An 18,070-nucleotide genomic window follows, 5' to 3' on the forward strand; every position below is an offset into this window, starting at 1 on the left:
CCTATCGGCACAGTTCACAGGATTCTGTGCCTCGGGCAGGTCCGAACTAGAGTTGGCGCACCATGTCGAATGCCAGTTCCGCCACCCAGACGCCGCGCACCTACCAGGTGATCACCTACGGCTGTCAGATGAATGTCCACGACTCCGAACGGATCTCCGGCCTGCTCGAGGGCGCAGGTCTCGTGCGCAGCGATCGCGAGGCGGCCGAGGACGGGGGTGCCGACGTCGTGGTCTTCAACACCTGTGCCGTCCGCGAGAATGCCGACAACCGGCTCTACGGAACCCTGGGCCACATGGCGGCCGTCAAGCGCACCCGGCCCGGCATGCAGATCGCCGTCGGCGGTTGCATGGCCCAGAAGGACCGAGATGTGATCATCGGCAAGGCGCCCTGGGTGGATGTCGTCTTCGGGACACACAATGTCGGCAAGCTGCCCGTGCTGCTGGAGCGCGCGCGGGTTGAACAGGCGAGTCAGGTGGAGATTGTCGAGGCGCTCGAGACCTTCCCGTCGAATCTCCCCGCGCGACGGGAGTCGCCGTACTCGGCCTGGGTCAGCATCTCCGTTGGCTGCAACAACACCTGCACCTTCTGCATCGTGCCGCAGCTGCGAGGCAAGGAGACCGATCGTCGCCCCGGCGACATCTTGGCGGAGATCCAGGCGCTGGTGGACGAAGGCGTCCAGGAGGTCACGCTGCTGGGCCAGAACGTGAACACCTATGGCGTCGAGTTCGGCGACCGGGGCGCCTTTGCCAAACTCTTGCGTGCCTGCGGTGAGATCGAGGGTCTGGAGCGGGTCCGGTTCACCAGCCCCCACCCGGCCAGCTTCACCAGCGACGTCATCGACGCCATGGCCGAGACGTCCAATGTGATGCCCAGCCTGCACATGCCGCTGCAGTCTGGATCGGACAAGGTCCTGCGTGAGATGCGCCGCAGTTATCGCAGCGAGAAGTTCCTGCGCATCCTCGACGAGGTGCGTGAGAAGATCCCGCACGCGGCGATCACCACGGACATCATCGTGGGTTTCCCAGGGGAGACCGACGCGGATTTCGAGGACACCATGCGCGTGGTGGAGCGTTCCCGGTTCAGTGCTGCCTTCACCTTCCAGTACTCGATCCGCCCTGGGACGCCGGCCGGTGTGATGGACAACCAGGTGCCGAAGCCCGTCGTGCAGGAGCGCTATGAGCGCCTGTTGGAGCTGGTGAACCGAGTGGCCTGGGAGGAGAACCGGAAGCTCGAGGGGCAGACCGTGGAGGTGATGTTCGCCGCTGGTGAGGGCAAGAAGGATGCCGAGACACATCGGCTGACCGGCCGTGCCAGGGACAACCGACTCGTGCACGTCGCCGTTCCGCAGGAGCCAGCGCTGCGGCCACGTCCCGGTGACATCGCCGACGCCGTGGTGAGCCATGCCGCACCGCACCACCTCAATGCGGACGGCGGGATCACCAACCTGCGTCGGACCCGGGGCGGGGATGCGTGGCAGGCGCGGCACGAAGCTCCAGCAGCAGCGCCGGGCGTCGCGCTCGGGATGCCGACCATTGGGGTGCCGCAGGCCTGAGCCGCCGCCACGGGTCCGGGACAACAGGAACGCGGGTGACAGCCGTGGCTGTCACCCGCGTTCCCGCGATCTCGGAAGAAAGTTCGCGGATCAGAGGTTTCCGGTCTTGTCCTTCAGGAAATCCTGACCCTGGTCAACCTTGTCGGCGTACTGGCCCCCGGTGCGGCCATCGACGGCGTCGCCCGCCTTGTCGATGCCCTGGTCGATCTTGGCCTCGTGCTGGTTGATGGCGTCGCGAGCCTTGTCAGCGCTGCTGCCCTCGCCCCCGTTGAGCGCGTCCTTGGCCTTGTCGAAAATTCCCATGGTGTCGATCCTCTCGTTGGCCACCCCCTCGGGGTGGTTCGTGGTGACCTGCCTCACACTGCACCCCTGAGGAGGTCCGGGCAAGGATCGAGCCTGATTCTCCGCTGGGAGCTGAATCGCATTCCGGACGGAGCTGAATCGCGCCGCGTGAGGATCGAGGGGAGAATGGCGAGGTGAATCCACCTCTGGTTGTCATCAACGGCCCCACGGCGTCGGGAAAGTCCAGGCTTGCGATCGATGTGGCACTGCGTCTGCAGGAGACCGGCCAGCCGAGCGAGATCGTCAATGCCGATTCGATGCTCGTCTACCGCGGCATGGACATCGGCACGGCGAAACCCACCCGCGCGGAGTTGGACCTGGTGCCGCACCACCTGGTGGACACGAGTTCAGTCACGGAGACTGCATCGGTCGCGGACTTCCAGAACTTGGCACGCGAGACCATTGCCGCGCTCAGGAAGCGCAGGATCCTGCCCCTCCTGGTGGGGGGGTCGGCCCTGTACGTCCACGCGATCCTGGACGAGTTCAGTTTCCCCGGGACGGATCCTGCAGTGCGGGCGCGTCATGAGGCGCGCCTCGCGGAGATCGGCTCGCAGGCCCTCCATGCCGAACTGGCGCAGCGCTCAACGCAAGCAGCAGCGGGCATCCTGCCCGGGAACGGGCGAAGAATCGTGCGCGCCCTCGAGGTGCTGGACCTCACCGGGGAGTTCACGCCACAGTTGCCGGAGTGGACCTATGCCCTGGACGGAGTCCTGCAGTTCGGGCTGGAATTGGAGCGGGGGGAGATGGATCGTCGCATCGATCACCGCGTGGACCAGATGTGGCGGGATGGCTTGGTTGACGAGGTGCGCGGCCTGCTGGGTGAGGGCCTGCGAGAGGGGCTCACGGCCTCGCGAGCACTCGGCTACCGACAGGTGGTCCAATTCCTGGACGGTGAGATCTCGGAAGACGAGGCTATGGCCCGAACCAAGTCCGGAACCCGACGGTTCGCGCGCAAGCAGCTGGCATGGTTTCGTCGCGATCCTCGTGTGACATGGCTTTCCGCAGGGGCAGAGGGGAATGTCGATGCCATTGTGGCGGCCGTCAGACAGCATGCTTGGTGAGCCGAGCAAGCGGCTCGTGCAGCGGTCACAAGTTGACCTGTTGAGGGAGTGACTCGCTACCGTGGTCAGCCATGAGGACCTGGAAGTTCGCCAAGGGACACGGGACGATGAACGACTTTGTCATCCTGCGAGACCGGCATGCCATGGTGAAGCTCACTGATGACGATGTGCGGCAACTCTGTGACCGACGCGCGGGAATCGGCGGAGACGGGCTGCTGCGGGTGACCTTGGCCTCTTCCATCCCCGGTTGGCAGGGTGATCCGGATCTCTGGTTCATGGACTACCGGAATTCGGATGGCTCCATCGCGGAGATGTGTGGCAATGGACTGCGGGTCTTCGTGCGCTACCTGCTCGAGGAAGACCTCGCCAGCGGCGAGGAGATCGTGGTTGCCACCCGGGCTGGCGTCAAGCGGGCCTGGCCGCTGATGGACGGTCGGATTCGCACCGATCTCGGCTCCGTCTCGTTGGCCGACGCACCCGTCCGGGTGGTCCTGGGCGCGCTCTCCTGGGATGCAACCGAGGTCAACGTGGGCAACCCCCATGCAGTTTGTTTTGTCGAGGAGTCTCAGCAGCTTGCGACCCTTGACCTCTCGCACGCCCCGCAATGGCAGCCGGCTGAGCGGTTCCCGGATGGGGCCAATGTCGAGTTCGTGGAGGTCCTGGCCGACGACCACATCCGAATGCGTGTGCACGAGCGAGGCTCCGGTGAGACGATGAGCTGCGGTACGGGAACCGTAGCTGCTGCCGCCGCCCACTGCCGACGGCTCGGCATCACCAGTGCCGAGGTTCGGGTGGACATTCCGGGCGGCTGGCTCGAAGTGGGGCTCGATGATGGGCAGGCCACCCTCACGGGGCCAGCAGTGCTCGTCGCCCATGGGGAGGCCCAGCTCGCCGACCTGTCCTGACCGGGGCAGTCGAAGCCAGCTGACGTCCCTCGTCGGCGCGCCGTCACAGAAGGCTCCGTGCGGCTCGCCGTCGGGGAATTCGCTGGTCTGATGCGCAGTCAGGTGACAAGCTTGTCCAACGATGACACGACGCCCCAAGCCCAGCCCTGGCCACGAGCCCGGTGACTTCGACGATTTCGACGACTACGCGCAGGACGAAGCCCTGCTCGATCCCTATGGTGCAGACCCTGAGGAGAATCACGACGGCCTGCAGCTCGACCTTGCCGAGCGGCTCTCGCTCAAACGCGTGGCGGGTATGTCCACCCAGGTGGATGACATCAGCGAGGTCGAGTACCGCGATCTCCAGCTGGAGCGGGTCGTGCTGATCAGCGTCTGGACCACCGGTTCCGAGAAGGATGCCGAGAATGCGATGACGGAGCTGAAGCTCCTGTCCGAGACAGCCGGTGCGCAGGTGCTGGAGGGCCTCATCCAGCGTCGCAAGTCGCCGGACCCTGCCACCTACATCGGCCGCGGCAAGGTGGACGAACTGCGTGAGGTGGTGGTGGCGACCGGAGCCGACACCGTCATCTGCGACGGGGAACTCCAGCCCGCACAGCTGCGAAATCTGGAGGACCGCGTCAAGGTCAAGGTGATCGACCGGACCGCACTGATCCTTGACATCTTTGCCCAGCATGCCAAGAGCGTCGAGGGCAAGACCCAGGTGGAGCTCGCGCAGTTGCAGTACCTGCGGCAGCGACTGCGCGGTTGGGGTGGCAACCTGTCCCGGCAGGCCGGTGGTCAGGCGGCCGGGGGTGCCGGCATCGGTGGCCGCGGCCCCGGTGAGACCAAGATCGAGACGGATCGCCGACGGATCAACACCCGGGTGGCCATCCTGAGGCGTCGCATGCGGGACCTGGACGCCACTCGTGAGAACAAGCGCGCTGATCGCCGTCGCAATCGCATCCCGTCGATCGCCATCGTCGGCTACACCAATGCCGGCAAGTCATCCCTGCTGAACCGGATCACCGATGCCGGTGTCCTGGTGGAGAATGCGCTCTTCGCGACGCTGGACCCCACCACTCGCCGACACACCACACCGGACGGTCGCGTGTACACGCTGACCGACACGGTCGGCTTCGTGCGGCACCTGCCCCACGATCTGGTGGAGGCCTTCAAGTCCACCCTGGAGGAGTCTGCAGAGGCAGACCTGCTCCTGCACGTGGTGGACGGTTCCGATCCGGACCCGGTGGGACAGATCAATGCAGTGCGTACGGTGCTGAACGACATTGAGGCCAATGAGGTCCCCGAGCAGCTGGTGATCAACAAGATCGACGCGGCAGAGCCGGAGACCCTGCAGATGCTGCGCACCCAGTACCCCGATGCCGTCTTCGTGTCGGCCCGAACTGGGCAGGGGATCGCCGAGCTCAAGGCCATCGCCGAGAGTCGCCTGCCGAGCCCCGAGGTGAGCATCACAGCTCTCATTCCCTATGAGCGGGGAGACCTGCTGGACAGGATCCACCGCAATGGGCAGCTGGTGACACTGGAGCACACGGGTGAGGGCACTCGGGTCGTCGCGCGAGTGCACCCGGACCTGGGGGGAGAGCTCAAGCCTTTCGAGGTGCCTGCCGGGTAGTGTTGGCTGGTGCCTGAAATCCAGAAGAACTCCGGTGGCAGCGCCACGTCCACCGACGTGTTGCGGGCGGCAGTGGAGTCGATCGGCGGCACGCCCCGCGCTGGGCAGCAGGCGATGGCCAGCGCCATCGAGCAGTCCATCGAGACTGGCGAGCACCTCCTGGTGCAAGCCGGCACGGGTACCGGCAAGTCGCTCGGGTACCTGGCGCCTGCACTCCTGCACGTCCAGGGGACCAAGCAGCGCATCGTGATCGCCACGGCGACCCTCGCGCTGCAGGCACAGCTGGCCACCACAGACATTCCCAATGCCCTGAAGGCGGTCCGCAAGGTCACGGGCGGTGAGCCTGCCCACGCGATCCTCAAGGGCCGCACGAACTATGCGTGCCTGCTGAAGACCAGGGAAGGGATTGCCAACGAGCAGGACACCTTGTTGGGTGGTGCAGAGCTGGCGGACAACCTCAAGGATTCGAGCGCGGACGCGGAGTCCGTGTTGGGCGCCGAGGTCCTGATGTTGAGGGAGTGGGCCGAGGAGCAACTGGCTCAGGGAGGGCTGGCGGACCGCGACGATGCCCCTGCCCACACTCCTCGAGCCTGGGGGCTGGTCTCGATGCCGGTGCGCGAGTGTCTCGGGGCGCAACGTTGCCCGCACGGTCAGGAGTGTTTCGTCGAGGCCTCCCGGGAGAAGGCCCGAGTGGCCCAATTGGTTGTCACGAACCATGCGCTGCTGGCCATCGATGCCATGCACGGCGGAACGGCCCTGCCGGAGCACGAGATCGTCATCATCGACGAGGCCCACGAATTGGTTGGTCGCGTCACTGGCGCGGCCAGTGCAGAACTCAGCCCCCAACTGGTCGATCGGGTGGCCAAGCGCACACTGCCCTGGCTGAGCGATGATCTGGGACTGGAGTTCCTGGAATCAGCAGACATCCTGCGCGCCGCCCTCGATGACACGGAACCGGGCAGGATCGAGGACCCGGGTGTGATGACCACTGCCTTCGAGTCCATCCGTGATGTCAGTCGACGGGTGGTGTCCGGCCTTGGCGGAAAGGCTGGTGACAAGGGCCGCAAGGACGTTGATCCGGAACAGCAGCAGGCCTCGGCCGCCGCCAAGGAGGTCTTCGACATTGCGGAGCGGATGGCCGATCTGTCCACGAATGACGTGGTGTGGGTCAGCGAGAGCGAGCGCTTTGGTCGGCAGGCACAGGTGGCGCCCCTGAGCGTGGCTGGCCTCATGCGGGAAAGGATCCTGTCCGAGACCACGACGATCATGACGTCCGCAACCCTGAAGATCGGTGGCGACTTCAACCAGGTGGCCCATCAGATCGGCTTGCGCAAGGCAGATCGTCTGGAAGGTGACCGACACGATCCGGACAATCCGCTCGCGTGGCGAGGGCTCGATGTGGGCACGCCATTCGACTACCAGCGTCAGGGGATCCTGTACTGCGCAACCCACCTCCCCAATCCCCGGCGCGAGGGAATCACTCCCGAGGCACTCGACGAGATTGCCGAACTGGTCTGGGGAGCTGGCGGTCGAACGCTGGGGCTGTTCGCGTCCCAGAAGGCTGCCGAGACGGCAGCTCGGCACGTGCGTCAGCAACTTCCCAAGATGACGATCCTGTGCCAGGGCGACGCGCAGCTCTCGGAGCTGACCAGACAGTTCATCGCAGAACCCGAGGTGAGTCTGTTTGGCACTGTCTCGCTGTGGCAGGGCGTCGATGTTCCGGGGGAGACCTGTGAGTTGGTGATCATCGACAAGATCCCCTTTCCCCGGCCTGATGACCCCCTGATGCAGGCGCGGCAGAAGGCAGTGGCGGAGGCCGGCGGAAATGGATTCATGGCGGTGCCGGCGACCCATGCGGGGCTGCTGATGGCCCAAGGGGCGGGCCGGTTGATCCGACGGGTGAGCGACCGAGGGGTTGTGGCCGTGCTTGACCCGCGACTGGTCACCGCGCGCTACGGGTCCTTCCTGCGGGCATCGATGCCGGACTTCTGGATGACTCGCGATCGTGAGGTGGCGGTACAAGCCCTGCGCCGTCTGGGGGAGGCCCGCGGCTGAGGGTGATCGGCCGCGAGACATCCGCCATGGGCGGACCGCGTCAGATGCGACGCATGACTGCGACCACCTTGCCCAGGATGCTGGCGTGGTTGCCGTCGATGGGGGAGTAGGCCTCATTGTGGGGCAGGAGCCACACCTGCCCGGGCTTCTTCTGCAGGGTCTTCACGGTCGCCTCGTCATCGAGCAGTGCCGCCACGATGTCTCCATTGTCCGCATCGGGCTGCTGGCGCACCACGACCCAGTCCCCGTCGCAGATGGCTGCGTCCACCATCGAGTCCCCATGCACCTCGAGCATGAAGGTCGTGCCGCTGCCCACGAGCTGCTGGGGGAGGGCGAAGACCTCCTCGACATGCTCCTCGGCCAGGATTGGGCCGCCTGCTGCGATCCGACCAACCATCGGGACGTTCACCGCACTCGGGAAGGCGTCATTGATCCCAGTGGTGTCAAAGGCGCCCTCCGACGCAGCTGCAGGGGTCGGCTTCGGCTGCATCGAGGGGGGTAGATGGATCTCCATGGCGCGTGGCTGGCCGGGGGTCCGGCTGATGAACCCCTTGATCTCCAACTGCTTCAGCTGGTGGGCCACGCTCGACGAGCTGGCGAGGCCAGCGGTGTCCCCGATCTCTCGAATGCTCGGGGGGTAGCCACGTTGTGCCGTTGTGTCGCGGATGATCTCGAGCACACGCCGCTGACGAGGGGTGAGTCCGTCGACGTCGGCAGGGCCGTCGGGCAGTGCCTTGGGGCGTCCGGGACCGGACAGCTCGCGCCTGACGTCCTCGTCCGAGGGTCGTCCGACCGGTCGGCGCGTCGATCGACGCGGCGTGCTCTGCTTCTTCTCCCCAGTGGCCATGGAAGAAGAATAGTTGGCGCAGGCGCCGCAATCAAACATCTGTTCGAAGTTGCTGTGGGTGTGGGCAGTGATGGGTCGCCGAAGCGACTGGGGGATTGTGGTCGAGCGCACCCCGGGAGCGAAAACTGTCAGAGGCTGCTGGTTGGCTCATGAGTGCTCGAACGATGCCGAGGATCGATCTCATTAGAACAGGGGTTTGATTCAAGTGTTCGGACGGGCTACCTTAGATCCATCGAACATCTGTTCGAGGCGCGGATGGCGTCTCGGGCGGTTCGCCAAGACAGAGGAGCACTCATGAACGCAACGTTGACCAAGGTTGGCACCGTCACCCCGGTGAAGCACCGTCGGCGCGGGCGCAACCAGCTGCGTGGGCCCATCGCCCATCCGCAGCGAGTGGTGTCTCCGGGAGGGCGTCCGGTGGGGGTTCCGGTGCCCACGGGAGTGGGGCTTCCTGTTGAAGGATTCCCCAAGCCCCACCGCGGTGGTGGAGTGCACGCTGCGCAGGGCGGGGTGCGGCTGACGGATCGGGGGGTCGCCGTGGTCGTGGCTCTGCTGGCGGCGATTGCCCTGGCTGCCGTCGTGATCGGTGTGTCGCAATTCCTGTCGATCAGCAATGCGCCGATCCAGGACGATGCGCCATCCGGTGCGGTCGTCTCCTCTCAGCGCGCCTGATCGTCGCCCCGTTCCCATCGTCTGGGCTCGGGGCAGCTCAGTTTCTTCTGGTCGAGGGTGCGGGCCGGCCGGTCCCTGGTTGTCCGGTGAGCGACGAAGGGCCCCGGCGGTATGCCGAGGCCCCTCGTGGTGCAGGAGGGTGGAGCGGGGTCCGTATGTGGTTTCGGGGTAGGTCAGTCGTCGACGACGACCGTCTTCATGATCTTGTCGGCGAAGGTCTGGCGCTTGGAGTCCCAGATCGGAAACAGATAGCCCAGATTGCAGATCACTTCGTCGAGTGTGTGGACGATGTCGCGCAGGAAGGCCTTGCCAACCCCGATCGGCTCGCCGGTCGCCTCGGCGACCAGTCGGTTGTTCATCACCTGACGGCCAATGGACTTGCCCGTCTTGCCTGCGCGGTACCAGCGATTCCAGAAGTTGAAGGCGAAGGCCGCGAGGAAGAAGATCGCCACGATCACCGGGTTGCCCGCCGAGATGACCTCGCCCGTGACCTCGTCGGTCCGGGGCAAGGAGACGGAGCCGATGCCTGCCAGGATGCCCGTGGGGATGGTGTCGATGAGATAGCCCAGGACTCGCCGGAACCATCCGGTGAGGTTCTTGGTTGGGCCCTGCTGGTAGGGGTACTGGCCGTAGTCAGCGTGTCCGTACCTGGTCTGTGCGGCGTTGGCCTCGAAGGGGTTCTGGCCATACGGGTTCTGTCCGTAGGGGCTCTGTCCGCCTGGGGACTGGTCGTACTGGCCTTGCTGATACGAATTCTGGTTGGCCGGGGGCTGCCCGTAGGTGCCCGGTGTGGCCTCTGCGTAAGGGTTCGCGGTCGGCTGCTGCGGAGCATCGAACTGGGGGCCCGTCGACTCACCCGACGAGGCATAGGGATTGCTCGGTGGCTCACCTTGTGGGTTCCAGGGGTTCGTGTCCGGATTCTTCGGGGAATCGGTCATGGTCATCTCCAGTCGGGATTTGGGGTACTTGTGATGGTAAGGGGCTGTGGGGACAGCGGACCGCGGGACGCTCCGTGGGGTGGGCGCTCCACAGGCGCCGAACAGCCTGGACGTGAGCGGGTCCGTTCCTGTGCGATGGTTTGCTGTCGGCGTGGGAGAGGAGGGCAGGATCGACACGAATCCTGCGTCCTGGCCCACGCAGGGCAGGGGCCTCGTCTGGAAGACTGGGTCCGTGGAGACCCCCGGCCAGCCCTTCGAGCCGGCTCGTGCGCTGCGCGGAGTGCTTGGCCTGCTGGCTGTCGGTGGCGTGCAATTGGCGTCAGTTGCGGTCTTCGGGCGAGGCCTTCCCTGTCCCCTGCGCGAGTTCACGGGGCTCTTGTGTCCGGTCTGCGGGGTGACCACCGCGGCAATCCACCTCATGCATGGGGACTGGGTGGCCGCTTGGTGTGCCAACCCCTTCATGATGGTGGTTGGGGTTGTTCTGGGAGCCTGCACGGTCGCCTGGCTCGTCGCACTCGCTGGCGGCCCCGCACTTCGTCCTCCTGCTTGCTGGGGGCGGTTCACCATGGACAGGGTGCTCCTGCTGCTTCTGGGGCCAGCACTCGTCTTCATGGTCATGCGCAACGTCGTCTGATGGGCCGCGGTGGCGGGATTTTCGGTGCTGTGACCACGCTCGTCAAGCAGGCTCGCGGTCAGGCAGCCGAACTCGCCGCTGGCCACCCGACACGCCGCCGAACACGCCCTCGATTGGGTTTGATTGTCCGACGAGCTGGTCCTAGAGTGTCCATATCTTGTGGTTGGGGCTCGGGGTTCTCACCACAACTAGTGGTTCAAGCGTTCGCCTGTCCACGGCGTCATCCACATCGCAAGGCCGCCGACGGGGGGTTCCCGTCGTCCTCGCCATGCCCAGATCCCGAGAGGAGTTCGTAACGTGCACTGCCCTTTCTGTCGGCACCATGACTCACGCGTTCTCGACTCCCGCGCCACTGACGACGGCTGCAGCATCCGACGTCGCCGTCAGTGCCCTTCCTGTGAGCGGCGCTTCACCACCATCGAGCAGATGCAGCTCTCCGTGCTGAAGAAGACTGGCGTGGTGGAGCCCTTCAACCGCGACAAGGTGGTCTCCGGTGTGCGCAAGGCCTGCAAGGGTCGGCCGGTCAGCGAGGCCGACCTTGCCCGATTGGGGCAGCGCGTCGAGGAAACCCTACGGGCGAGCGGACTCGCTGAGATCCCCACCGACGAGGTGGGGGTGGCCATCCTGGAACCGCTACGTGAACTCGACCAAGTCGCCTATCTCCGCTTTGCCAGCGTCTACAGACATTACGCCGGAATAGAGGACTTCGAGGAAGAGATCCGTCGTCTTCGCGACGGTCTGGCCTCCTCCTGATCCACCACGACCCCTCAACGGCTGGGAGCCGTCCGGCCCCCGGCACCAGCAAGACCCGCACCAACCGCCATCAAGCCTCGCCGCCACCAGGCGGCCGCCACAACGATTCGCCCCGAGGATAAGGAAGCAGCATGACCGACAACACCAGGACGGCACGTCGCCAGCCCGCCAAGAAGGCCGCGGGTCTGACCATCGAGCGTGTCTTCTCCACCGAGGGTGTGCACCCCTATGACGAGGTGACCTGGGAGAAGCGCGATGTCGTGCAGACCAACTGGAAGACGGGGGAGACCGTCTTCGAGCAGAAGGGCGTGGAGTTTCCGGAGTTCTGGAGCCTGAACGCCTCCACCATCGTCACCACGAAGTACTTCCGCGGCGCTCTGGGAACCGAGCAGCGCGAGACCGGGCTCAAGCAGCTCATCGATCGCGTGGTCAACTCGTACTCGAAGGCCGGTCTGGAGCACGGCTACTTCGCCACCGCGAACGATGCCCAGATCTTCGAGGACGAGCTGCGCTGGATGCTGCTGCACCAGTACTTCAGTTTCAACTCGCCGGTCTGGTTCAACGTCGGTACCTCCAGCCCGCAGCAGGTCAGCGCCTGCTTCATCCTGAGCGTGGATGACTCCATGGACTCGATCCTCAACTGGTACAAGGAAGAGGGCTTCATCTTCAAGGGCGGCTCTGGGGCCGGTCTGAACCTGTCGCGAATTCGTTCCTCCAAGGAGCTGCTGAGCTCCGGCGGAACCGCTTCCGGTCCCGTCTCCTTCATGCGCGGCGCTGACGCCTCCGCGGGAACCATCAAGTCCGGCGGCGCCACCCGACGCGCCGCGAAGATGGTCGTCCTGGACGTCGACCACCCGGACATCGAGGAGTTCATCGAGACGAAGGCGCGTGAGGAGGACAAGATCCGCGCCCTGCGCGATGCCGGCTTTGACATGGACCTCGGCGGCAAGGACATCACCAGCGTCCAGTACCAGAACGCCAACAACTCGGTGCGCGTCAGCGACGAGTTCATGGAGGCCGTCGAAGCCGATGCACTCTTCGGTTTGAAGGCCCGCGGTGACGGTCGCGTCATCGAGGAGGTCAAGGCCAAGGAGCTCTTCGAGAAGATGGCCCGTGCGGCGTGGGAATGCGCTGATCCCGGCATTCAGTACAACGACACGATCAATGACTGGCACACCAATCCCGTCACCGGGCCCATCACCGCCTCGAACCCGTGCAGCGAGTACATGAGCCTGGACAACTCGTCCTGCAACCTGGCCAGTCTGAATCTGCTGAAGTTCCTGGGAGAGGACGACGTCTTCGACGCCGAGCGCTTCACCAAGGCCGTCGAGATCATCATCACTGCGATGGACATCAGCATCTGCTTCGCTGACTTCCCGACCGAGGCGATCGGCGAGACCACCCGCAACTTCCGCCAGCTGGGCATCGGTTACGCCAACCTGGGCGCCCTGCTGATGGCCCTGGGGCTGGGCTATGACTCCGAGGGTGGCCGCAAGCTGGCCGCTGCCATCACGTCCTTGATGACGGGCACCTCCTACCGTCGCAGCGCCGAGCTCGCTGCCGTCGTCGGCCCGTACAACGGCTATGCGGAGAATGCCCAGGCGCACCAGAAGGTGATGCGCAAGCACCAGTCGGCCAACGATGCGCTCAAGCCGCTGCACACGAACGACAGTGTCGTGACCAAGGCAGCGACCGAGCAGTGGGAGCAGGTTGTCACGTTGGGAGCCAGCAATGGTTTCCGCAATGCGCAGGCCTCCGTGCTCGCCCCCACCGGCACGATCGGCTTCATGATGGACTGCGACACCACCGGTGTCGAGCCCGACTTCAGCCTCGTGAAGTTCAAGAAGCTGGTCGGCGGCGGGTCGATGCAGATCGTCAACCAGACCATCCCGCGTGCGCTCAAGAACCTGGGCTATGGCACCGAGGATGCGCAGCAGATCGTCGACTACATTGCCGAGCACGGCCACGTGATCGACGCTCCGGCGCTCAAGCCCGAGCACTACGAGGTCTTCGACTGCGCAATGGGAGCCCGCGCCATCGCTCCCATGGGGCACGTGCGCATGATGGCGGCCGTCCAGCCCTTCCTGTCCGGTGCCATCAGCAAGACCGTCAACCTGCCCGAGTCGGCCACGGTGGAGGAGATCGCCGACGTCTACATGCAGGGTTGGAAGCTCGGTCTGAAGGCTCTTGCCGTCTACCGTGACAACTGCAAGGTCGGGCAGCCGCTCTCGGATGGCAAGAAGGATGCGGGCAAGGCAGACGTGGTCGAGGCTGCCGCCGCACCGGCACCGGCCCCCGAGGTGCGCGTGGAATACCGTCCGCGTCGCCGTCGCCTGCCCAAGAGCCGCGCCGGACGCACCACGTCCTTCACGGTTGCCGGGGCGGAGGGCTACATGACCTCCAGCGAATACCCCAATGGTGAGCTGGGTGAGGTCTTCCTCAAGCTTGGCAAGCAGGGTTCCACCCTGGCCGGTGTGATGGATGCCTTCTCGATCGCGATTTCCATCGCCCTGCAGTACGGCGTTCCGCTGGAGACCTATGTCCAGAAGTTCACGAACCAGAAGTTCGAGCCCGCCGGCATGACCGACGATCCGGATATCCGCATCGCCCAGTCGATCATGGACTACATCTTCCGTCGCCTGGCGCTGGACTACCTGTCCTTCGACGAGCGGTCCGAGCTGGGCATCTACACCTCGGCGGAGCGTGCTCGCTATGTCGAGACCGGCTCGTACATCAGCGAGGAGGACGAGGCCGCCATGCCTGAGTCCGAAGCGCTCAAGAATGACGCCGGCGACGACATTCGCACCGACGAGGGCGGCCCGGTCCAGCCGTCGCTGATCCAGGCCACCCCGCGGGTTGAGCAGGAGACGGTGGGATCCGCACACACCACGACGGAGATGATGGAGGGCCTGACGGGCCACGCCATCGACGCTCCGCTGTGCATGACGTGCGGCACCAAGATGCGCCCCAGTGGCTCGTGCTACGTCTGCGAGGGCTGCGGCTCCACCAGCGGCTGCAGCTGACCCCGACGCGCCAGGCGCCCGGTCCCCAAGCCAGTGGGGCCGGGCGCCCGACCGTTCGCGCGGCGGGTGGGCGGCCTGCCGGCCGAGCAGGGCGGTTCTGTGGCGACCCCGCGCCGAGAGTCAGGATCCGTGCACCAGGCGGGCGATCTGTTCAGCGGTCCGGACAGAAGCGACGATCGTCGTGCCGTCCGGATACTCGTGGTCCAGACCACGGACCACGGCACCGGCCTCGGTGCATATGAGGGTGGCGGCGGCGATGTCCCAGACGTGCACGCCCCGCTCGTAGTAGGCGTCGAGCTGCCCGCTGGCCACGTGGCAGATGTCCAGGGCCGCCGCACCCGCCCGCCGGATGTCGCGGACCTGAGGCAAGACGCGCGTCAGCACCTCGGCCTGCTGCGCGCGCACCGACGACTCGTAGCCAAAACCGGTCGCCACCAGGCTCTGGTCGAGCGTCTGGGCCGGCGTGAACCGCAGCTCTGTCGCGTGATCGTCGCGCCACTGCCGGGCACCACCGCCCCGGTGGGCGCTGAAGGCCTCGCCGAGCAGGGGAGCGACCACCGCTCCGGCCAGCGGTTCCCACGCGCCGTCAACCGCGGGATCGCCCAGAACGGCCGCCACGGAGACGCAGAAGGACGGGATTCCATAGAGGTAGTTGACGGTTCCGTCGATGGGATCCACCACCCAGGTGACGCCCTCCTGCACGGTGTTGCGCAGACCCTCCTCCCCGAACTGTCCATCGTCGGGGCGCAGCTCGGTGAGCATCTGGGAGGCCAGTTCCTCGCAACGCCGGTCCATGATGGTCACCACGTCAGTGGCCGAGGACTTGGTGGCCGCGACGTCCAGCGCCTCCGGGCGTTCCTCGGTGACCAGCCGGGCACAGGCCTGCGCCACCTCGAGGGCGACGTGCTCCAGCGCCTGCAGGTCGATCGTCGCCGAGTGAGCGCGGCCGTGATCGGAAGGGGTGGGATTCTGGTGGCGATTGCTCATGCCACCATCATCGCCTGCCCGGTGCTCAGTTGCCGTTCTCGGTGCTCTCCACCGGACGCTGCGAGAGCTCCTGGTCGAGACGAAGGAGTCCGGGGCCGTCGTCGTTGATCATCGTGATGCGCCCGATGATCTCGCTGACCGTCGACTCCTCTTCGAGCTGCTCGGTGAGGAACCAGTTGAGCAGTGGACGGGAATCCAGATCGCCCGCCGCCTCGCACTCCCGGTAGAGGTCGCGGATGGAGTCCGAGACCTTGTTCTCGTGGTCCAGAGCGGCTTGGAAGACGTCCAGCGGGCTCATGGACGCCTTGGTCTTGGGAGCTGCCACCGCACCGATGCGAGGATGGTTGTCGCGATCCAGCAGGTGGTCGATGAACTTGTTGGCGTGCACGATCTCCTCGTCGGCCTGGTGCCTGAGCCACGCTGCCATGCCGGGCAGGTCCTGGGCATCCATCTCGATGGCCAGCTGCCGGTAGACCGTGGAGGCCTCCAGCTCGAGGGTGATCTGGGCGTTGAACTTGGTCTCGAGTTCCTTGGAGAGCTTCATGTTCCAAGCCAACCATCATGGTGGGCGCAGGTCGATTGATTCGCCCCAGAGCGAAGGGGCGGCCCTCCACTAGGGTGGAGCAATGGCGAGTGTCCTGGGCGGTTTCTTCACGATCTGGGCCGTGGTCGCCGTCGGGTGGCTGCTGGCCCATCTCCGCGTGCTGGATGCGAGTTCCCAACTGGTCCTGAGCAAACTCAGCTTCTATGGCGGCAGCCCCGCGTTGATGCTCACGATGATGGCCACCGCGGACGTGCGGCGGATCTTCGCCTGGAATCTGTTGGTGACCGTGCTGGCCACCGTCCTGACAGGTCTGCTGACGGTGGCGCTGCTGCAGTGGGTCCTGCGCGGTGAGGACGGCCAACCACACGGGCTGGGGCACCGGGCCATTGCCACCTTCTGCGCCTGTTACGTGAATGCCGGCAACATGGGTCTGCCCATCGCCGCCTACGTCCTGCATGACGTGACGTGGGTCGCGCCCCTGCTGCTGGTCCAGGTGGCGGTGCTGCAGCCCTTTGGGCTCGCCTTCCTGGACATCGATGCCGCCCGACGCGACGGCAACAGGTTGTCACTGATGGCCAACCTCACGCTGCCCCTGCGCAATCCCATGACGATGGGGGTGCTCCTGGGACTGGCGATCAACCTGCTCGGCCTGCGGATCCCGGACTTGCTCAACCAACCGCTGCTGATGCTGGGCGGCCTGACGGTGCCGACCATGCTGATCGGTTTCGGCGTCTCCCTCCGGCTGGGGCCGCTGCCGGGCAAGGGACCGCTGTTCACGGAAACCCTCGTCCTCAGCGGCATCAAACTTTTCGTCCAGCCGATGCTCGCCCTGGTCCTGGCCCGGATCTTCCAGCTGGACCAGACCACGACCCTGGCGGTGCTCGTCCTGGCCGGACTGCCTACGGCGCAGAACGTGTTCAACCATGCCGTGCGGTACCAGCGGTCCGTGGTGCTCGCCCGAGACATCGTGTTCATCACGTCGATCCTGTCCATCGTCACGATCTCCGTCATGGCGCTCCTGGTGGGCTGAGCCCGCCACATTCCGGCGATGCGCTGGCGGGCCAGGCGCCCACCTGTCTGTGCTGGCAGGACAGTGCACTAGGTTGGAGATGGATGGCTTTGTGACGCCGCAGCGATGAGGAGAGGTCATGACGGAAGAACTGGTTCCCGAGGACGCCTTCGACTTCGACGCCAGCACGAACCAGGCCTGGGCGCTGTTCGGGGAACGGCTCGCCGAGGTGGTCTCCGTGATCGAGGACGGTGGCACTCTGGTGGTGGGCACCGGGGCAGCCGACGAAGGGGCTCCGTACGTGCGGTTCACGTGTGGGGTGCGCCCCTCCCGAGAGGAGCTTCCCACCGTGGTGGCAGAGGCCTCGACGAATGCATCGCTGGGCGAGCGTTACCACTTGACCCCATCCCAACTGGCGGAGCTGTTGGACCTGGGCTGGCGTGAGCCGGCTCCCGGTGGACCCGGCAGTCCCAACCTGTGGGCCGAGCACGTCCAGGACGAGACCAGCGATCTGGCTGATCTGGCGCTGGCCACGCTGCGAGATGTCTTCGGGGTGCCGCACCCGGTCTTCCTGGCCCCCGACCAGCTGGCCGAGATCCTGGCTCCAGCGCCGTCCGTCGTGGAGGGCTCCGCTGAGCGGCTGGTGGCTCCCGCGCCTCGGGATGCGGTCGCCGTCACCTGGCCCTCGAATCGTGAGGAACTGGTGGAGCTGGTGCGCGCGCAGTTGGCCGCCATGTTCGGTCATGAACCACTGCGCGACGACGAGGGTGACTTCGCCATTCGCGTGGGTTCCGGCATGGTCTTCGTGCGGTGCACGGCCGATGCCCGCGAGGTGCTGCTGTTCTCCGTCCTGGTTCATGATCTGGAGGGCCGCGGTCGCGCCGTCGAGGTGCTGAACGACCTCAACTGTGAGTCGCGGTTTGGACGCTTCGCCCTCTACAAGGACCGGGTCTTCGTCAGTATGAGCCTGCTCGCACGGCCCTTCGTCGCACAACACCTGGAGGAGGGCGTCACCATCGTCAGTCAGATCACCGACGGCATCGACGACGATCTGGCCGCCAAGCTGCGGGGGCGGGTCACCTTCACCGAGGACGAGTGACCGATAGCATCGTGACAGGACGAGCAGTGCTGCCGT

At 65.7% G+C, this 18,070-nt stretch carries 16 protein-coding genes; 11 read left to right on the top strand and 5 right to left on the bottom strand.

Features of this window, described 5'->3' with window-relative positions:
- Positions 1-62 precede the first annotated feature (62 nt).
- A complete protein-coding gene (miaB, locus tag ACTQ49_RS00075; RefSeq protein ID WP_441825805.1) occupies positions 63-1,553 on the top strand; it encodes a tRNA (N6-isopentenyl adenosine(37)-C2)-methylthiotransferase MiaB in 1,491 nt (496 codons plus the stop codon).
- 90 nt (positions 1,554-1,643) lie between these two features.
- Here miaB and ACTQ49_RS00080 read toward each other — a convergent pair whose 3' ends face one another.
- Positions 1,644-1,913: an antitoxin gene (locus ACTQ49_RS00080; protein ID WP_441825806.1), complete on the bottom strand. Its 270-nt coding sequence runs from the start codon at positions 1,911-1,913 to the stop codon at positions 1,644-1,646.
- 116 nt (positions 1,914-2,029) lie between these two features.
- Here ACTQ49_RS00080 and miaA point away from each other — a divergent pair, with 116 nt between their 5' ends.
- The 4 genes from miaA to ACTQ49_RS00100 all read left to right on the top strand — a co-directional run bounded on the left by miaA (position 2,030) and on the right by ACTQ49_RS00100 (position 7,528).
- Positions 2,030-2,956: a tRNA (adenosine(37)-N6)-dimethylallyltransferase MiaA gene (miaA, locus tag ACTQ49_RS00085; protein WP_441825807.1), complete on the top strand. Its 927-nt coding sequence runs from the start codon at positions 2,030-2,032 to the stop codon at positions 2,954-2,956.
- Positions 2,957-3,027: 71 nt separating this feature from the next.
- Positions 3,028-3,861 carry a diaminopimelate epimerase gene (dapF, locus tag ACTQ49_RS00090; RefSeq protein ID WP_441825808.1) on the top strand — a complete coding sequence of 278 codons (834 nt, stop codon included), beginning with the start codon at positions 3,028-3,030 and terminating at the stop codon, positions 3,859-3,861.
- A gap of 121 nt (positions 3,862-3,982) precedes the next feature.
- Positions 3,983-5,473 (top strand): GTPase HflX, encoded by a 1,491-nt coding sequence (hflX, locus tag ACTQ49_RS00095; protein WP_441825809.1) that lies wholly within the window; start codon positions 3,983-3,985, stop codon positions 5,471-5,473.
- A gap of 114 nt (positions 5,474-5,587) precedes the next feature.
- A complete protein-coding gene (locus ACTQ49_RS00100; protein ID WP_441826035.1) occupies positions 5,588-7,528 on the top strand; it encodes an ATP-dependent DNA helicase in 1,941 nt (646 codons plus the stop codon).
- A gap of 40 nt (positions 7,529-7,568) precedes the next feature.
- Here the strand turns inward: ACTQ49_RS00100 and lexA are convergent, their stop codons facing one another.
- Complete coding sequence (gene lexA, locus ACTQ49_RS00105; RefSeq protein ID WP_441825810.1) at positions 7,569-8,375, bottom strand: transcriptional repressor LexA; 807 nt, start codon at positions 8,373-8,375, stop codon at positions 7,569-7,571.
- A gap of 294 nt (positions 8,376-8,669) precedes the next feature.
- On the opposite strand from lexA, the gene ACTQ49_RS00110 reads away from it, so the two are divergent.
- Positions 8,670-9,047, top strand: coding sequence for a hypothetical protein (locus ACTQ49_RS00110; RefSeq protein WP_441825811.1), 378 nt, complete (start codon positions 8,670-8,672; stop codon positions 9,045-9,047).
- A 173-nt stretch (positions 9,048-9,220) separates the two neighbouring features.
- On the opposite strand, the gene ACTQ49_RS00115 is transcribed toward ACTQ49_RS00110, so the two are convergent.
- A complete protein-coding gene (locus tag ACTQ49_RS00115; protein WP_441825812.1) occupies positions 9,221-9,985 on the bottom strand; it encodes an RDD family protein in 765 nt (254 codons plus the stop codon).
- Positions 9,986-10,217: 232 nt separating this feature from the next.
- Here ACTQ49_RS00115 and ACTQ49_RS00120 point away from each other — a divergent pair, with 232 nt between their 5' ends.
- The 3 genes from ACTQ49_RS00120 to ACTQ49_RS00130 all read left to right on the top strand — a co-directional run bounded on the left by ACTQ49_RS00120 (position 10,218) and on the right by ACTQ49_RS00130 (position 14,395).
- Positions 10,218-10,619 (top strand): DUF2752 domain-containing protein, encoded by a 402-nt coding sequence (locus ACTQ49_RS00120; protein ID WP_441825813.1) that lies wholly within the window; start codon positions 10,218-10,220, stop codon positions 10,617-10,619.
- A 297-nt stretch (positions 10,620-10,916) separates the two neighbouring features.
- Positions 10,917-11,372, top strand: a complete 456-nt coding sequence (gene nrdR / locus ACTQ49_RS00125; protein ID WP_441825814.1) for a transcriptional regulator NrdR — start codon at positions 10,917-10,919, stop codon at positions 11,370-11,372.
- Between the two features lie 131 nt (positions 11,373-11,503).
- Positions 11,504-14,395 (top strand): vitamin B12-dependent ribonucleotide reductase, encoded by a 2,892-nt coding sequence (locus ACTQ49_RS00130; protein WP_441825815.1) that lies wholly within the window; start codon positions 11,504-11,506, stop codon positions 14,393-14,395.
- Between the two features lie 120 nt (positions 14,396-14,515).
- On the opposite strand, the gene ACTQ49_RS00135 is transcribed toward ACTQ49_RS00130, so the two are convergent.
- Complete coding sequence (locus tag ACTQ49_RS00135) at positions 14,516-15,382, bottom strand: inositol monophosphatase family protein (RefSeq protein WP_441825816.1); 867 nt, start codon at positions 15,380-15,382, stop codon at positions 14,516-14,518.
- A gap of 25 nt (positions 15,383-15,407) precedes the next feature.
- Positions 15,408-15,926: a ferritin gene (locus tag ACTQ49_RS00140; RefSeq protein WP_441825817.1), complete on the bottom strand. Its 519-nt coding sequence runs from the start codon at positions 15,924-15,926 to the stop codon at positions 15,408-15,410.
- An 82-nt stretch (positions 15,927-16,008) separates the two neighbouring features.
- Between ACTQ49_RS00140 and ACTQ49_RS00145 the strand changes: the two genes are divergently transcribed.
- On the top strand, positions 16,009-16,956 hold the full coding sequence (locus ACTQ49_RS00145) for an AEC family transporter (RefSeq protein WP_441825818.1): 948 nt from the start codon (positions 16,009-16,011) through the stop codon (positions 16,954-16,956).
- Positions 16,957-17,074: 118 nt separating this feature from the next.
- The gene (locus tag ACTQ49_RS00150; RefSeq protein WP_441825819.1) at positions 17,075-18,034 is read left to right on the top strand and encodes a T3SS (YopN, CesT) and YbjN peptide-binding chaperone 1; all 960 of its coding nucleotides are present in this window, start codon (positions 17,075-17,077) and stop codon (positions 18,032-18,034) included.
- The last annotated feature ends 36 nt before the right edge of the window (positions 18,035-18,070 follow it).

This window comes from Luteococcus sp. Sow4_B9 (genome assembly GCF_052116585.1).
Taxonomy (GTDB): Bacteria; Actinomycetota; Actinomycetes; order Propionibacteriales; family Propionibacteriaceae; genus Luteococcus.

Coding starts and splice junctions, on each gene's coding strand:
- miaB (WP_441825805.1), top strand. CDS start 63: ATGTCGAATGCCAGTTCCGCCACCCAGACGCCGCGCACCTACCAGGTG.
- dapF (WP_441825808.1), top strand. CDS start 3,028: ATGAGGACCTGGAAGTTCGCCAAGGGACACGGGACGATGAACGACTTT.
- hflX (WP_441825809.1), top strand. CDS start 3,983: ATGACACGACGCCCCAAGCCCAGCCCTGGCCACGAGCCCGGTGACTTC.
- ACTQ49_RS00100 (WP_441826035.1), top strand. CDS start 5,588: ATGGCCAGCGCCATCGAGCAGTCCATCGAGACTGGCGAGCACCTCCTG.
- lexA (WP_441825810.1), bottom strand. CDS start 8,375: ATGGCCACTGGGGAGAAGAAGCAGAGCACGCCGCGTCGATCGACGCGC.
- ACTQ49_RS00110 (WP_441825811.1), top strand. CDS start 8,670: ATGAACGCAACGTTGACCAAGGTTGGCACCGTCACCCCGGTGAAGCAC.
- ACTQ49_RS00115 (WP_441825812.1), bottom strand. CDS start 9,985: ATGACCGATTCCCCGAAGAATCCGGACACGAACCCCTGGAACCCACAA.
- ACTQ49_RS00130 (WP_441825815.1), top strand. CDS start 11,504: ATGACCGACAACACCAGGACGGCACGTCGCCAGCCCGCCAAGAAGGCC.
- ACTQ49_RS00135 (WP_441825816.1), bottom strand. CDS start 15,382: ATGAGCAATCGCCACCAGAATCCCACCCCTTCCGATCACGGCCGCGCT.
- ACTQ49_RS00140 (WP_441825817.1), bottom strand. CDS start 15,926: ATGAAGCTCTCCAAGGAACTCGAGACCAAGTTCAACGCCCAGATCACC.
- ACTQ49_RS00145 (WP_441825818.1), top strand. CDS start 16,009: ATGGCGAGTGTCCTGGGCGGTTTCTTCACGATCTGGGCCGTGGTCGCC.
- ACTQ49_RS00150 (WP_441825819.1), top strand. CDS start 17,075: ATGACGGAAGAACTGGTTCCCGAGGACGCCTTCGACTTCGACGCCAGC.